This is a genomic window from Streptomyces sp. NPDC003943, from assembly GCF_053605265.1.
This window is the reverse complement of record NZ_JBSGIW010000053.1, coordinates 13,890-29,120: the sequence shown is the minus strand read 5'-3', so window position 1 is coordinate 29,120 and position 15,231 is coordinate 13,890. Positions and strand designations below refer to the sequence as shown.

Sequence of the window (15,231 nt, the reverse complement as noted above, 5' to 3'; positions counted from 1 at the left end):
TGCCTAACGGTCACGGAAGAAGGGTTTCGGCGATGAACTCCCTTACGTGGGCGAGCACTTGCTCCCGCCCGGTACCGGGGATGCCGACGGCGACGTGCACGCTGAAGCCGTCGAGCAGGGCCCGCATCCGGTGCGCGAAGCGGTCCGGGTCGACCGGCCGGAACTCGCCGCGCGACACGCCCTCGGCGAGGATCGCGACCAGGTCCCGGTGCCAGGCCCCCTCGATGGCGGCCTGCCGGGCGCGGGCGTCCGCGTCGGCGTTCTGCGAGCGGTTCCAGACCTCCAGCCACAGCGTCCAGTGCGGATCGCGCGGCCCGTCCGGCACGTACACGTCCACGTATCCGTCGAGCCGCTCCCGCGCCGTGCCCGGCTTCGCGAGCAGCGCACCGCGCTCGACGCCGAGCCGCCCCTCGCTCCACTCCAGCGTCTGCAGCAGCAGCTCGTCCTTGGTGCGGAAGTAATAGAGCAGATGCCCGCTGCTCATCCCCACCTGCCGCCCGAGCCCGGCCATGGTCAGCCCGTCGAGCCCGCGCTCGGCGATGGTGTCCATCGCCGCGGCGAGCACGTCCTCCCGCGGCGGCGCGGCCTGGTTGCGCCGGCGGGGGTGGGGGGCGGGGTCGGGGTGGGGCGGGCTGCTCTGACTCACTCGTACGTTCTACAGGATGCGGCGGCCGGGAGGCCCGGCCGCCGGGTCCATGCCTGCCGGCGGCCTCAGACCGCCGGCTGCTGCTGGGTGATGCAGTGGATGCCGCCGCCGCCCGCGAAGATCGGGCGCGCGTCGACGAGCACGACCTCGCGCTCCGGGAAGAGACGGCGGAAGATCTCGGCCGCGAGCTCGTCGTGCGGGTCGTCGAAGGCGCAGAGGACCACGCCGCCGTTGCACAGGTAGTGGTTGATGTACGAGTAGTCGACCCAGTCGCCCTCCTCGTCCTTGAGGACGGTGGGGGCCGGGACCTCGATGACCTCCAGGGGGCGGCCCTGGGCGTCGGTCTGGCCGCGGAGGATGTTGACGTAGAGGCGGGAGCGCTCGTAGTCGGGGTGCTGCGGGTTCTGCTGGCTGTGGACCAGCACGGTGCCGGGGCGGGCGAAGGCGGCGACGATGTCGACGTGGCCCTGGGTGCCGAAGAGGCCGTAGTCGCCGGCCAGGCCGTGCGGCAGCCAGATGGCCTTCGTCGTGCCGAGCTTCGCGTGGATCTCGGCCTCGACCTCCTGGCGGTTCCACTCGGGGTTGCGGCCCGCGCCCAGCTGGACGGTGTCGGTGAGCAGGACGGTGCCCTCGCCGTCGACGTGGATGGCGCCGCCCTCGTTCACCAGTGCGCTGCTCACCACCGGTACGCCCGCCGCGTCCGCGACATGGCGGGCGATCTTGGAGTCGTGCTCCCAGCGGGCCCAGTCCTGCGCGCCCCAGCCGTTGAACACCCAGTCCACGGCGGCCAGCCGGCCCTCCTCGTCCTTGACGAAGGTGGGGCCGATGTCGCGCATCCAGGCGTCGTCCAGCTCCCGCTCCAGCAGGTCGACGTCGTCGCCGAGCAGCGCGCGGGCGGAGTCGCCGTCACCGGGCGCGACGACCATCGTCACCGGCTCGAAGCGGCGCACGGCGCGGGCCACGCTCGCCCAGGCGGCGCGGGCCACGGCCAGCTCCTCGTCGTTGGTGAAGGTCGGGTTGGGGCTGGGCCAGGCCATCCAGGTGCGCTCGTGCGGCGTCCACTCGGCGGGCATGCGGTAGTTCATCAACGGGTCCTAAGCGGTCAGAGGAAGTAGAGGCGGTTGAGCGAGACGGACTCGGCCGCCTCCGAGCGGATGGGCGAGCCGTCCAGCGAGACGAGGCCGGTGTGGCCGTCGACCTGGACGTCGCCGACGCGCGAGTTGAGGAGCAGGTCGGCGGGGCCGATGCCACGGGTGCCGCGCACGGGGACGCGGCGCCGGCGGGTCGGCAGCGCGTCCGTCCCGAGGTCGACGGCGGCCTGCGCGACGAAGGCGACGGCGAGGTCGGCGGGCGCGGCGCCGTGCGCGCCGAACAGCGGGCCGAGGACGAGCGGTTCGCAGGTGTCGGTGGCGGCGTTGGGGTCGCCGGTCACGCCCCACGCGGGGAAGCCGTTCTTGATGACCAGCTGCGGCTTGGCGCCGAAGTACTCCGGCCGCCACAGCACGATGTCGGCCATCTTGCCGACCTCGACCGAGCCGATCTCGTGCGCGAGGCCGTGGGCGATCGCCGGGTTGATGGTGAGCTTGGCCAGGTAGCGCAGCACACGCGCGTTGTCGTCGTGCGCGCCGTCGCCCTCCAGGGGCCCCAGCTCGGCCTTCATCTTGCCGGCCATGGCGAAGGTGCGGCGCACGGTCTCGCCCGCGCGGCCCATGCCCTGGGCGTCGGACGAGGTGATGCCGATCGCGCCGAGGTCGTGCAGGACGTCCTCAGCGCCCATCGTCCCGGCCCGGATCCGGTCGCGCGCCATGGCGGCGTCGCCGGGCAGGTCGGTCTTGAGGTCGTGGACGGAGACGATCATCCCGTAGTGCTCGGCGACGGCGTCGCGGCCGAAGGGGAGCGTCGGGTTGGTGGAGGAGCCGATGACGTTCGGCACGCCCGCCATCTTCAGCACGTTCGGTACGTGCCCGCCGCCGCAGCCCTCGATGTGGAAGGCGTGGATCGTCCGGCCTTCCAGGACGCGCAGGGTGTCCTCGACCGACAGGCACTCGTTGAGGCCGTCGCTGTGCAGGGCGACCTGCACGTCGTGTTCCTCGGCGACGCGCAGCGCGGTGTCCAGGGCCCGGGTGTGGGCGCCCATGTCCTCGTGCACCTTGAAGCCGGACGCCCCGCCCTCGGCGAGCGCCTCGACCAGCGGCGCCGGGTCCGAGGAGGAGCCGCGGGCCAGGAAGCCGATGTTGACCGGCCAGGCGTCGAAGGCGCTGAAGGCGTGCCGCAGGGCCCACGGCGAGTTGACGCCGACGCCCCACACGGGGCCGAACTCCTGGCCGATGATCGTGGTGACGCCGCTGGCGAGGGACGCCTCCATGATCCGGGGCGAGAGCAGGTGCACATGGGTGTCGACGGCGCCGGCCGTGGCGATCAGGCCCTCGCCGGAGACGATCGAGGTGCCGGTGCCGACGACGACGTCGACGCCGTCGAGGGTGTCCGGGTTGCCGGCCCGCCCGATGGCGTGGATGCGGCCCTCGCGGATGCCGATGGACACCTTGCGGATGCCCTGCACGGCGTCCATGAGCAGCACGTTGCTGATCACGACGTCGCAGGTCTCGCGGACGGCCGCGGCCTTCAGGTGGAGGCCGTCGCGGGCGGTCTTGCCGAAGCCGGCGAGGAACTCGTCGCCCGGCTTCTGCGAGTCGGACTCGACGCGCACGACGAGGCCGGAGTCGCCCAGGACGACCCGGTCGCCGGCCCGGGGGCCGTGCACGGAGGCGTACTCGTAGGGGTCCATCAGCTGTCCTCCTTCGGGGACTCGAACGGGGCGGAGGACAGGTCGTCGGGGGTGTCGCCCGCGCCGAGATAACCGCAGGCCGCGGCCCTGCGCAGGGCCTCCTCCTTCGCGCCGGGCGCGTCGAGCGGGCCGTCGACCAGGCCGGCGAAGCCGATCGCCACGCGGGCGCCGCCGATCGGCACGAGGCCGACCTCGGCCTCGCCGCCCGGGTCGAAGCGGGTCGAGGCGCCGGCCGGGGCGGCGAGCCGCATCCCGTAGGCGGCGGCGCGGTCGAAGTCGAGGCGCGGGTTGGCCTCGAAGAAGTGGAAGTGCGAGGTCACGCTCACCGGCACGGCGGCCGTGTTGCGCACGGTCAGCCGGAGGGCCGGCTCGGTCTCCTCGTACGCGGGCCCCGGGAGCAGCGCGCCGGGCGCGTCCTCCCCCAGCGAGCCCCCGCCGATGGGGTCGGAGACCACGGCGAGCCGGGAGCCGTCGTCGAAGACGGCCTCGACGTGGACCTCGGTGACCACGTCGGCCACGCCGGGCAGGACGTCGTCGGGGCCGAGGACGGAGCGGGCCGCCTCGATGGCCTCGGCGAGCCGCCGGCCGTCCCGGGCCGCCTCGCAGACGGTGTCCGCGATGAGCGCGGTGGCTTCGGGAACGTTGAGCTTCAGGCCACGGGCCCGGCGGGCGCGAGCGAGCTCGGCGGCGCCGAAGAGCAGCAGCCGGTCGCGTTCCGTGGGGGTCAGTCGCACGCCGTGCACCTCCTGATCGAATCGAGCCGATCGAACGACTTTGAGCAACACTCTAAATGTTGAGACGGCATCTTCCAAGCATTGACGTGACCAATAAGCGTGGTTCACATTGGGCCACTGAGCCTGATAGAGCGCCGCTCTAAATCCAGCAGTCGATCAGGCCCCCGAAATCCCCCCACGCCCCACCCTGTCCCCCACCCCCTCCCGGAGTTCCCATGGCGATAGAACAGCGCGGAGTCGACACCATCCCCGAGGCGGAACGCACCAGCGGTCCCCGCGACCTCGTCTCGATCCTGCTCGGCTCCAACCTCTGCCTCGGCGTGATCGTCTTCGGCTGGCTGCCGGTCTCCTTCGGCCTCGGCTGGTGGGCGTCGGTGACCTCCGTGGTCGCCGGCACCCTCGTCGGCGTGGCCGTCACCGCCCCGCTCGCGCTGGTCTCGCTCCGCACCGCCACCAACCTCTCCACCTCCTCCGGCGCCTTCTTCGGCGTCCGCGGCCGGCTGGTCGGCTCGGTGGTCGGTCTGCTGCTCTCGCTCGGCTACACCGCGCTGACCCTGTGGATCGGCGGCGACGTGATGGTCGGCACCCTGGACCGCCTGCTCGGCCTGCCCACCGGCGGCGCCGCGCACGCGGCCGTCTACGCGCTCCTCGCCGCCCTCACCGTCGTCGGCGCGGTCTACGGCTACCGGCTGCTGCTCAAGCTGAGCCAGGCCCTCGCGATCGGCATGACCATCCTGCTCGCCATCGGACTCGTCGCGTACGCCGGGGACTTCACCACCGCGGCCGTACCGGACACCCCGTACCTGCTCGGCTCCTTCTGGCCGACCTGGCTGCTCTCCGCGGTCGCCGCCGGACTCAGCGGCCCGGTCGCCTTCATCACCCTGCTCGGCGACTACACCCGCTACATCTCGCCGACGAAGCACAGCCCGAAGAAGATCTGGCGCGCCACCTGTATCGGCCTGGTCATCGGCCTGCTCGTGCCGCAGCTCTTCGGTACATTCACGGCGCTCGCGGCCCGCGGCGGCACCGACTACGCCGGACCGCTCGTCGCGGCCTCGCCCTTCTGGTACCTGGTCCCGCTGCTGCTCTCCGCGACCGCCGGCTCGGTCGGCAACGCCGGACTGATGCTCTACTCCATGGGCCTGGACCTCGACGCGATCCTGCCGAAGGCCACCCGCGCCCGCGCCACCCTCGTCGTCGCCGCCGTCGCCACCGGCTTCGTCTTCCTCGGCCACTTCGCCTCGGACGCGCAGACCGCGATGACGTCGTTCGTGCTGCTCCTGACCGCCATCGGCACGCCGTGGGCGGTCATCACGCTGATCGGGCACCGGCGCTGTCGCGGCGAGTACGACGCCGAGGCGCTCCAGGTCTTCAACCAGCGCTCGCGCGGCGGCATCTACTGGTACAAGGCCGGCTGGCACCCGCGCGCCACGGTCGCGTGGGCGATCGGCGCGGCGGTCGGCCTGACCGCGGTGTCGACCCCGCTCTACGAGGGCCCGCTGCTCTCCCTGACCGGCGGGATCGACTGCAGCTTCGTGTTCTCGGGGATCGTCGGCGGCCTGCTGTACATGGCGCTGACGCCGGGGGCGGCGGCGAAGGCCGCGCAGCCCGCGCTGACCCCCGGAGCGGACGCGGAAGCGCCCGGGACGGAGACCGTCCCGGGCGCTCTGGTGGACTGAGCCACTCGCTCGACCAGCTCGAACCCGCCGGTGAGCCGGGCTACTCGCTCACTTGCCCAGCTCGTGCATCCAGCCGTGGACGTCCTCGGACTTCCCGGTCTGGATGGCGAGCAGGGCCTCGCGCAGCTTCATCGTGACCTCGCCGGGCTCGCCGCCCGACTGCTGCCAGTCGCCCCGGGCGGACTTGACCGTGCCGACCGGGGTGATGACGGCGGCGGTGCCGCAGGCGAAGACCTCGGTGAGGGTGCCGTTCGCCGTGTCCTCCTGCCACTGGTCGATGGAGACGCGGGCCTCCACGGACTCGTAGCCGAGGTCGTTCGCGACCTGCAGGAGCGAGTCGCGGGTGATGCCCTCCAGGATGGAGCCGGAGAGGGTCGGCGTGACGATCTTGTTCTCGTTCCCGTACACGAAGTACAGGTTCATGCCGCCGAGCTCCTCGACCCACTTGTGCTCGACCGCGTCGAGATAGCACACCTGGTCGCAGCCCTTGGCCGCCGCCTCGGCCTGCGCGAGCAGGGAGGCCGCGTAGTTGCCGCCGGTCTTGGCGTCGCCCATGCCGCCGGGGACCGCGCGGACCCGGTCCTCGGAGGCCCAGATGGAGACGGGCTTGACGCCGCCCGGGAAGTACGGGCCGGCCGGGGAGGCGATGACCACGAAGAGGTACTCGTTGGCCGGCCGGACGCCCAGGCCGACCTCGGTCGCGATCATGAACGGGCGCAGGTAGAGGGACGCCTCGCCGCCGTGCTCCGGAACCCACGCCTTGTCCTGCTGGACCAGCACGTCACACGCCTCGATGAAGGTCTCGACCGGCAGCTCGGGCATCGCCAGCCGGCGCGCCGACGACTGGAAGCGGCGGGCGTTGGCGTCGGGGCGGAAGGACGCGACGGAACCGTCGGGGCGGCGGTACGCCTTCAGGCCCTCGAAGATCTCCTGGGCGTAGTGCAGGACGTTCGTCGCCGGGTCGAGGGAGAGCGGGCCGTACGGCACGAGCTGGCCGTCGTGCCAGCCGCGGCCCTCGGTCCAGCGGACGGTGACCATGTGGTCGGTGAAGTGGCGGCCGAACCCCGGGTTGGCCAGGATCGCCTCTCGCTCCGCGTCGGACAGCGGGCTGGAGGAGGGCTTGAGCTCGATGGTGGGCGTCGTCATGAGTGCTTGTCCTTCACCGGTTGTGTGGGTCGGACCGCGCTCACGCCGCTCCGCAGTCACACAGGTCACTGCTAGGACGTCCGAGCTTTCCCGCATGCCGCGGCCCCACGTCCGATTATCGCGCGCGCGAGCGCGGCACGAAACGGGTGGGTACGCGTAGACGCGTGTAGACGCGCGCGCGGTCCAAGGATTCGATGGTGGCACCTGGCGACCGCACAGGAACAGCCGCCGGGTGCTGGTTGCGACCCGGCGGCTGGGTGGATGTCAGCGTCGGGTCAGCTCGCTACGCGTACCGCGAGCGCGTCGCCGATCTCGTCCGTCGTACGGACGCTGTCTCCGCGCTCCGTGAGGTCGGCGGCGACGGCCTCCTCGATCCGGGCGGCCTCGGTCTCGTGGCCGAGGTGGCGCAGCAGCAGGGCGACCGAGAGCACGGTGGCCGTCGGGTCCGCCTTGCCCTGGCCCGCGATGTCCGGCGCGGATCCGTGGACCGGCTCGAACATGGAGGGGAACTCGCCGCTCGGGTTGATGTTGCCCGAGGCGGCGACGCCGATGCCGCCGGAGACGGCCGCGGCGAGGTCCGTGATGATGTCGCCGAACAGGTTGTCGGTGACGATGACGTCGAACCGGGCCGGGTCGGTGACGAGGAAGATCGTCGCGGCGTCGACGTGCAGGTAGTCGGTCGTGACCTCGGGGAACTCGGCCGCGACCTTGTTGAAGATGTTCGTCCACAGGTGGCCCGCGAAGGTCAGCACGTTGTTCTTGTGGACCAGCGTCAGCTTCTTGCGGGGGCGGGCCTGGGCGCGGGCGAAGGCGTCCCGGACCACGCGCTCGACACCGTAGGCCGTGTTCACGGACACCTCGGTGGCGACCTCGTGCTCGGTGCCCTTGCGGATGGTGCCGCCGTTGCCGGTGTACGGGCCCTCGGTGCCCTCGCGGACGACGACGAAGTCGATCTCGGGCTGGCCGGCGAGCGGGGTGGCGACGCCGGGGAGCAGCTTCGAGGGGCGCAGGTTGACGTGGTGGTCGAAGGCGAAGCGCAGCTTCAGGAGGAAGCCGCGCTCCAGGACGCCGGACGGGACGGACGGGTCGCCGATCGCGCCGAGCAGGATCGCGTCGTGCTGCTTGAGGGCGTCGAGGTCGGCGTCGGTGAGGGTCTCACCGGTGGCGTGGTAGCGCTGGGCGCCGAAGTCGTACTCCTTCGTCTCCAGCTTCACATCCTCGGGAAGGGCGGCCGCGAGGACCTTGAGGCCCTGGGCCACGACCTCCTGGCCGATGCCGTCGCCGGGGATGACTGCGAGATTGATGCTGTGAGACATGTCGGCACCCTACTCTTCGTCCCATCGTCTGACACGTTCCGTCCACCATGTGGACGAACGGACAGTCACGGCGGGACGGACGTCCCTGCGGATCAGTGACCGGTGGAGCCGCCGTTGTCACGGCGGTCGAGGGCGCGCTGGAGGGCGGCGGCGGCGTTCTGGCGGGCCTCGTCGGAGGGACGGGCGGCGGAGTGGCGGACGCGGCGGGCGGTCTGAGCGGCCATGAGGGATCGACTCCTTGAGATCAGTGCTCCGGACGTGCGGGTACGGAGGGGTGTGGTGATCGAAGGCGCCGGAAGGGGCGGGGAGCGCCGCCGCAGGGGTTGCCTGCTCAGGGGCGTCGCGCTCTCGACCGCCCTGCGCTCGATGGAGCGGGACGTTCGGCTTCTACAAAGCTAGGCCAGCGGATCGCTTCTGTCTCCACAATTACTCGGACTTCCTACTATCTGAGACGGCGGGCAGCCCGCAGCGCTGCCCGCGAAGGAAGGACTGGACAGCTAGCTAGATTGCTTTCCTACCTAGGTAGTGATGGAATGCCGTCATGGCCGCAGACCGCAGATCCAGCTGGCTCAAGGGAGTCCTCGACCTCCTCGTCCTCTCCTGCCTGACCGACGGCGAGAGTTACGGGTACGAGATCGCCAAGTCGCTCGCCGAGGCGGGCCTGGGCGAGATCAAGGGCGGGACGCTGTACCCCGTACTGAACCGCCTGGAGGAGGCGGGCCTGGTGGAGGCCGAGTTCCGGGCCGCCGATCGCGGGCCGGGGCGGCGCTACTACCGGCTCACCGAGCGGGGGCGCACGCATCTGGCGGCCGAGGGCGCGGCCTGGACGGAGTTCCACCGGGCCGTACGAGGCAAGCTGCACACAGGGGGAACCGCTTCATGAGTACCGACGCCTATTTCACCGAACTCGCGGAGGCGCTGCGCACGTCCGGCGTCCCCGAGGAGCAGCTCGCGCGGACCGTCGACGAACTGCGCGCCCACCTCGCCGAGTCGGGCACGGCGCCGGAGGAGGAGTTCGGCCCGGCCGCGCTGTTCGCGGCCTCGCTCGGCGGGCCCGCCCCGGCGCCCGGCGAGCCGGACCGGGCGGCGGAGCACTGGACCTGGACGGCGGACCTCTTCAACGACCGGCGGATGCTCGCGGTCCACGGCGACCAGGGCTGGGAGGTGGAACACCTCGACTCGCTCGGCCGCTTCGTGTGCCGCCGGGCGCCCGGGGTCGCGCTCGCCTGGGAGTACCGCCGCGAGGTGATCGCCGGCCGGCGCCGCGCCAAAGTGCTCGGCGAACTGGAGCCGGAAGGCTGGGAGTTGTGCGGCGAGTGGTTGGTGTACGGCTACTTCAAGCGCCCCAAGGCGGCGACCGCGGGACCGGCGGGCAGTCTGGACGCGCCGCCGGCGGCGCCGGAGAAGGTGTGGTTCCTGAGCCGCCGCGCCAAGGCGCTGCTCGTGGTGTGGGCACTGGCGTGCGGCGCCGCGTACCTGTCGCTCGGCCTGCCAGGGTTCGCGATCCTGGTCGCGGTCGGCAGCGCGCTGTCGGCGGTGTACACGGCGAACCTGGAGACGAGGAAGGGCAAGGCCGTGAACGCCCGTACCGCCACCGGAAAGGACTGACGGAGCGACCCACGGGCACTCACATCACGTCCCCGTCCCGCCAGTCGAAGACCAGCGGCTCGGCCGGGTCCGGCAACGGCCGCCCGGCCGCCGCCCGCAGATACGTCGAGTCCTCCTCGTCCGGCAGCCGCACGATCCCCGCCGGGCTCAGCGTCTCGATCCGCCCGCGCCACAGCCGCCACCCGCGCCCCCGGTAGAGCCCGGACGCGCCCTCCGACGCGGACAGCGCCCCGAAGGCGTAGGCGCCGTCGATCGCGCGCTCCAGCTCGCCCATGATCCGGCCGCCGAGACCCTGCCGCCGCAGCTCGGCCCGTACGGCCACGGCCTCCACGTACCCGACGCGGTACGAGCGCCCGTGGTGCAGCACGCGCCGCATCACCAGGCTGCCGTGCGCGGCGATGCCCCACTCGTCCTCGGTCCAGGCGTGGAGGCCGCCGAGGGAGTGGTCCCAGTCCTCGTCGGAGAAGTCCCCGTCGAAGGCGTCGTCCAGCATCTCGCGCACGGCGCGGAGACGATCGGGGCCGAGCTCATGGGTGGGTGCGGTCCAGACGGTCATGCCCCCAGTCTCCTCCCGCCGGTGAGCGCCGGAATGGAAACCGCCCCCGACCTCGGTTGGGGGACCAAGGAAGGGGGCGGTGTTCAGGGGCGGGCCTCATCGGGGCCCGCGGGGGGGGCCTCAGCCCATGTGCGGGTAGCCGTACTCGGTCGGCGGGACCAGCGTCTCCTTGATGGCCCGGGTCAGGGTCCAGCGCATCAGGTTCTGCGGGGCACCGGCCTTGTCGTTGGTGCCGGAGGCGCGGCCGCCGCCGAAGGGCTGCTGGCCGACGACGGCACCGGTCGACTTGTCGTTGATGTAGAAGTTGCCGGCGGCGAAGCGCAGCTTCTCCATCGTGTACGCGGCGGCGGCGCGGTCGTTCGAGATGACCGAGCCGGTGAGGGCGTAGTCGGAGACGGACTCCATCTGGGCCAGCATCTCGTCGTACTTGTCGTCCTCGTACACGTGGACCGCGAGGATCGGGCCGAAGTACTCGGTCGTGAAGACCTCGTTCTCCGGGTCGGTGCACTCGATGACCGTCGGGCGGACGAAGTAGCCCTCGGAGTCGTCGTAGGTGCCACCGGCGACGATCGTGCAGGTCTCGTCGGCCTTGGCGCGGTCGATGGCGGCCTTGTTCTTGGCGAAGGCACGGTCGTCGATGACGGCGCCGATGAAGTTCGACAGGTCGGTGACGTCACCCATCTTGATGCCGTCGACCTCGGCCGCGAACTCCTCCTTGAAGCCGTCGTTCCAGATGGAGGCCGGGATGTACGCACGCGAGGACGCGGAGCACTTCTGGCCCTGGAACTCGAAGGAGCCGCGGGTCAGCGCGGTCTTCAGGACGGCGCGGTCGGCGCTGGGGTGGGCGACGACGAAGTCCTTGCCGCCGGTCTCGCCGACGATCCGCGGGTAGGAGCGGTACTTCTCGATGTTGGTGCCGACCGTCTTCCACAGGTGCTGGAAGGTCCTGGTCGAGCCGGTGAAGTGGATGCCGGCCAGGTCCCGGTGGTTCAGGGCCACCTCGGAGACGGCGATGCCGTCGCCGGTCACCAGGTTGATGACGCCCTTCGGCAGGCCGGCCTCCTCCAGGAGCTCCATGAGGAGCACGGCGGAGTGGGTCTGGGTCGGGGACGGCTTCCAGACCACCACGTTGCCCATGAGGGCGGGGGCGGTGGGCAGGTTGCCCGCGATGGCCGTGAAGTTGAACGGCGTGATCGCGTAGACGAAGCCCTCGAGCGGGCGGTGGTCGAGGCGGTTCCACACGCCGGGCGAGTTCGCCGGCGGCTGCTCGGCGAGGATCTGGCGGGCGTAGGCCACGTTGAAGCGCCAGAAGTCGACGAGCTCACAGGGGGTGTCGATCTCGGCCTGCTGGGCGGTCTTCGACTGGCCGAGCATGGTGGAGGCGGCCAGCGTCTCGCGCCAGGGGCCGGCGAGCAGCTCGGCGGCGCGCAGGATGATCGCGGCGCGGTCGTCGAAGGACATCGCGCGCCAGGCCGGGGCGGCGGCCAGGGCGGCGTCGATGGCGTCCTGGGCGTCCTGCTGGGTGGCGCCGGCGAAGGTGCCGATGACCGACTTGTGGTTGTGCGGCTGCACGACGTCGACACGCTCGCCGCCGCCCATGCGCTTGACGCCGCCGATGGTCATCGGCAGCTCGCGCGGGTTGTCGGCCAGCTCCTTGAGCTTGGCCTCCAGGCGGGCGCGCTCGGGCGAGCCGGGGGCGTAGCCGTGCACCGGCTCGTTGACGGGAGTGGGGACCTGGGTCACAGCGTCCATGAGTCTCGGAACTCCTTCGGAGGGGTGTGGGGCTCAGCCCTTGGTGAGGATGGAGCGGACGAAGAAGAGGAGGTTGGCCGGCTTCTCCGCCAGGCGGCGCATGAAGTAGCCGTACCAGTCGGTGCCGTACGCGGTGTAGACGCGCATCCGGTGGCCCTCGGCCGCGAGCCGGTTCTGCTCCTCGGTGCGGATGCCGTACAGCATCTGGAACTCGTACTCGTCCAGCTTGCGCCCGGCGCGGCGGGCGAGCTCCTGGCCGACGGAGATGAGCCGGGGGTCGTGGGACCCGATCATCGGGTAGCCCTCGCCCTCCATCAGGATCTTCATGATCCGGACGTAGGCCTTGTCGATCTCGGGCTTGTCCTGGATCGCGACGGACGCGGGCTCCTTGTAGGCGCCCTTCACGATGCGCACGCGCGAGCCGTTGGCGGCCAGGCGGCGGGCGTCGTCCTCGGTGCGGAAGAGGTACGCCTGGATGACGCAGCCGGTCTGCGGGAAGTCCTTCCGCAGCTCCTCGTGGATGGCGAACATCGAGTCGAGGGTGGTGTGGTCCTCGGCGTCCAGGGTGACCGTGGTGCCGATCTCGGCGGCGGCCGCGACGACCGGGCGGACGTTGGCGAGGGCCAGCTCGTGGCCGTTCTCCAGCGACTGGCCGAACATCGAGAGCTTCACGGACATCTCGGCGCGGGCGCCGAGGCCCAGCTCCTTGAGGCGGCCGATGAGCTCCAGGTAGGCGTCGCGGGCGGCGTAGGACTGCTCGACGGTGGTGATGTCCTCACCGACGACGTCGAGGGTGACCTCCAGGCCGCGGGCGGCGAGGTCCTGCACGATCGGGATGACGTCGCCGACGGTCTCGCCCGCGATGAAGCGGGCGACGACCTGCTTGGTCCCGGGGGCGGCCGACACGAAACGGCGCATCTTGTCGCTGCGCGACGCGGCGAGGATCACGGGACCCAGCACGGGGCACCTCCAGAGGGCAGGGTGACGAAAGGTGCCGTACCCGAATGTACGTAACCAATCGGGAACAGCACGAAGAACCACCGTGAAACCTAAGGATCGCTCTGATCGTCCGCCATCTACAGCTGTCACGCATCCGTGGCCACGCTCTCAGACATCTGTCTGAAGGCGCGGGCGAACGGTGCGAGAATGGGCGCCGTGAAGGGCGATTACCAGGACCTGGTGGACGAGATCTCGACGCTGCTCGGCGCCCCCGCGACCCTGGAGAACCGGGACTTCGGGCTGATCGCCTTCGGCGCGCACGACTCCGAGGACGACAGCGCCATGGACCCGGTCCGGACCCGCTCGATCCTGACCCGGAAGTCCACCCCGGCGGTCCGCGCCTGGTTCGAGGGCTTCGGCATCACCCGGGCGACCGGTCCGGTCCGCATCCCGGCCGCCCCGGACGCGGGCGTGAACCGGGGCCGGATCTGTCTGCCGGTACGCCATCGGGGTGTGGTCCTCGGTTACGTGTGGCTGCTCGACGCCGAGCCGGGCCCCTCGCACGCCCAGCTGAACGCCGCCATGGAGGTCGCCGCCCGGATCGGCGACCTGCTCGCCGACGAGGAACGGGCCGGCGCCGACCTCTCCCGCGAACTGCGCGCCACCCTGACGGCGGAACGCGGCTGGCAGTACGACATGGCGGTCGCCGCCCTCCGCACCGCCCTCGGCCCGGACGCCGACGGCCTGCACGCCCTGGTCTGCCTGGCCCCCTGGCCGGACGAGGACTCCCCCTCCCCGCGTACGGTGCCGGGCGCGGCGGCGCTCTGCACGGTGCCGTGGCGACCGGCGACGGCGGGCCCGGCGGCGGCCTTCGGCGCGGGCCCGGCCGCCGGCCCGGGCGCACCCACGGACCACCCCGCGGCGCCGGCTCCGTACGCCCCGGGCTCCGCCGGGGCCCGCGCCCTCGCCGCGCTCGTCCGGCTGCGCTCGGGCGACAACCTCTCCCCCGCCACCACGGCGGCCGGCCGGCTGCGCACCTCGGCGGGTACGGCGGCGGTCGCCGGGATCGCCTCGCCGCGGCGCGGGCTCGCGGACCTCGACATCGCCTGGCGCGAGGCCGCCTCGGCCGCGCGGGCCGCGAGCGCCCAGCCGCACCTCGGCCCGCTGGCCGAGTGGGCCGCGCTCGGCCCGTACCGGATGCTCACCGCCCTCCCGCCCGCCGAACCGGACCCGGCGGTGCGCGCCCTGCTCGCCCCGGCCCATGCCGAACTGGCCCGCACGGCCGAGGTGTTCCTCGACCACGCGGGCCAGGCGGGCCGCACGGCGACGGCCCTCGGCATCCACCGCCAGACCCTCTACTACCGCCTCTCGCGCGTCGAACAGCTCACCGGCCTCGACCTGGACGCGGGCGAGGACCGCCTGTTGCTGCACATGGCGCTGAAGTCGGCGCGGCTCTAGGACCGGCCCTGGGCGCGTTCGCGGTTCACTCGCCCATCAGGACCTTGAGCCCCGCCGTGAGGTCGTCCGCGCTCGGCGCCGTCTCCGGGTCCACCAGCCACTGGATCATCACGCCCGCGACCAGGGCCTGGCAGAGCAGTCCGGCCACCCGGGCCTTCTCGGGGTCCTGCTCCGGGTCGATGCCGGTGAAGCCCTGGGCCATGCCGAGCCGGCCCTCGCGCTGGGGCTCCTTGATGGCCTCGCGCAGCTTCTCGTCGTCGTCGATGCGGGTGACGACCTCGGTCTGCAGCTTCCACACCGGACGGCTCGGCCCGGCGGCCGCGATGACCTGCTCCCAGACGGCGCGGAAGCGCTCGTACGGATCGGCCGGCAGCTCCGCCGCACCCTCGGCGCCCGCCGCGAGGGCCTCCTCGCCCCACTCCTCGGTGAGCGCCAGGAACGCCTGCTGGAGCAGGGCGTCCTTGGAGCCGTAGTGGTAGCCGATGGAGGCGAGGTTGGTGCCCGAGGCGGCCACCACGTCACGGGCGGTGGTGCGGGCGTAGCCCTTCTCCAGGAGGCAGCGCTTGGCGCCTTCGAGCAGCTCTTCCTTGTGTCCCATGACAGCACTGTACC

The 15,231-nt window shown here is 72.0% G+C and carries 15 protein-coding genes; 4 read left to right on the top strand and 11 right to left on the bottom strand.

All coding sequences use genetic code 11. The features are described from left to right. Positions 1-10 precede the first annotated feature (10 nt). The 4 genes from ACWEV0_RS21775 to ureA all read right to left on the bottom strand — a co-directional run bounded on the left by ACWEV0_RS21775 (position 11) and on the right by ureA (position 4,165). On the bottom strand, positions 11-550 hold the full coding sequence (locus ACWEV0_RS21775) for a TetR/AcrR family transcriptional regulator (protein WP_453151046.1): 540 nt from the start codon (positions 548-550) through the stop codon (positions 11-13). Between the two features lie 161 nt (positions 551-711). Continuing rightward, positions 712-1,731 carry an agmatine deiminase family protein gene (locus ACWEV0_RS21770; protein ID WP_453151026.1) on the bottom strand — a complete coding sequence of 340 codons (1,020 nt, stop codon included), beginning with the start codon at positions 1,729-1,731 and terminating at the stop codon, positions 712-714. A 17-nt stretch (positions 1,732-1,748) separates the two neighbouring features. Beyond that, positions 1,749-3,431 carry an urease subunit alpha gene (locus tag ACWEV0_RS21765; protein WP_453151025.1) on the bottom strand — a complete coding sequence of 561 codons (1,683 nt, stop codon included), beginning with the start codon at positions 3,429-3,431 and terminating at the stop codon, positions 1,749-1,751. Continuing rightward, the gene (ureA, locus tag ACWEV0_RS21760; RefSeq protein ID WP_453151023.1) at positions 3,431-4,165 is read right to left on the bottom strand and encodes an urease subunit gamma; all 735 of its coding nucleotides are present in this window, start codon (positions 4,163-4,165) and stop codon (positions 3,431-3,433) included. Before ureA ends, ACWEV0_RS21765 begins: the two co-directional genes overlap by 1 nt. A 215-nt stretch (positions 4,166-4,380) precedes the next feature. Here ureA and ACWEV0_RS21755 point away from each other — a divergent pair, with 215 nt between their 5' ends. After that, a complete protein-coding gene (locus ACWEV0_RS21755; protein WP_453151022.1) occupies positions 4,381-5,844 on the top strand; it encodes a cytosine permease in 1,464 nt (487 codons plus the stop codon). Positions 5,845-5,892: 48 nt separating this feature from the next. On the opposite strand, the gene ACWEV0_RS21750 is transcribed toward ACWEV0_RS21755, so the two are convergent. The 3 genes from ACWEV0_RS21750 to ACWEV0_RS21740 form a co-directional block, all read right to left on the bottom strand. Further along, the gene (locus ACWEV0_RS21750; RefSeq protein WP_453151021.1) at positions 5,893-6,990 is read right to left on the bottom strand and encodes a branched-chain amino acid aminotransferase; all 1,098 of its coding nucleotides are present in this window, start codon (positions 6,988-6,990) and stop codon (positions 5,893-5,895) included. 275 nt (positions 6,991-7,265) lie between these two features. Then, positions 7,266-8,306, bottom strand: coding sequence for a 3-isopropylmalate dehydrogenase (locus ACWEV0_RS21745; protein ID WP_453151020.1), 1,041 nt, complete (start codon positions 8,304-8,306; stop codon positions 7,266-7,268). A 92-nt stretch (positions 8,307-8,398) separates the two neighbouring features. Beyond that, positions 8,399-8,530 carry a hypothetical protein gene (locus tag ACWEV0_RS21740; protein ID WP_361396577.1) on the bottom strand — a complete coding sequence of 44 codons (132 nt, stop codon included), beginning with the start codon at positions 8,528-8,530 and terminating at the stop codon, positions 8,399-8,401. Positions 8,531-8,847: 317 nt separating this feature from the next. On the opposite strand from ACWEV0_RS21740, the gene ACWEV0_RS21735 reads away from it, so the two are divergent. Both ACWEV0_RS21735 and ACWEV0_RS21730 read left to right on the top strand, forming a co-directional pair. Further along, complete coding sequence (locus ACWEV0_RS21735) at positions 8,848-9,189, top strand: PadR family transcriptional regulator (RefSeq protein WP_453151018.1); 342 nt, start codon at positions 8,848-8,850, stop codon at positions 9,187-9,189. Beyond that, on the top strand, positions 9,186-9,914 hold the full coding sequence (locus tag ACWEV0_RS21730; RefSeq protein ID WP_453151017.1) for a hypothetical protein: 729 nt from the start codon (positions 9,186-9,188) through the stop codon (positions 9,912-9,914). Before ACWEV0_RS21735 ends, ACWEV0_RS21730 begins: the two co-directional genes overlap by 4 nt. Positions 9,915-9,933: 19 nt before the next feature. Here the strand turns inward: ACWEV0_RS21730 and ACWEV0_RS21725 are convergent, their stop codons facing one another. From ACWEV0_RS21725 to ACWEV0_RS21715, 3 genes are all read right to left on the bottom strand, one after another. Next, positions 9,934-10,470 carry a GNAT family N-acetyltransferase gene (locus tag ACWEV0_RS21725; protein WP_453151016.1) on the bottom strand — a complete coding sequence of 179 codons (537 nt, stop codon included), beginning with the start codon at positions 10,468-10,470 and terminating at the stop codon, positions 9,934-9,936. Positions 10,471-10,590: 120 nt separating this feature from the next. Next, a complete protein-coding gene (gene pruA, locus ACWEV0_RS21720) occupies positions 10,591-12,222 on the bottom strand; it encodes an L-glutamate gamma-semialdehyde dehydrogenase (RefSeq protein ID WP_453151015.1) in 1,632 nt (543 codons plus the stop codon). Positions 12,223-12,255: 33 nt separating this feature from the next. Beyond that, a complete protein-coding gene (locus ACWEV0_RS21715; protein WP_403791803.1) occupies positions 12,256-13,182 on the bottom strand; it encodes a proline dehydrogenase family protein in 927 nt (308 codons plus the stop codon). Positions 13,183-13,377: 195 nt separating this feature from the next. Here ACWEV0_RS21715 and ACWEV0_RS21710 point away from each other — a divergent pair, with 195 nt between their 5' ends. Continuing rightward, entirely contained in the window at positions 13,378-14,619 is a 1,242-nt protein-coding gene (locus tag ACWEV0_RS21710; RefSeq protein ID WP_453151014.1) for a PucR family transcriptional regulator, read from the top strand. Between the two features lie 25 nt (positions 14,620-14,644). On the opposite strand, the gene ACWEV0_RS21705 is transcribed toward ACWEV0_RS21710, so the two are convergent. Next, entirely contained in the window at positions 14,645-15,217 is a 573-nt protein-coding gene (locus tag ACWEV0_RS21705) for a TetR/AcrR family transcriptional regulator (RefSeq protein WP_453151013.1), read from the bottom strand. Between the last annotated feature and the right edge of the window lie 14 nt (positions 15,218-15,231).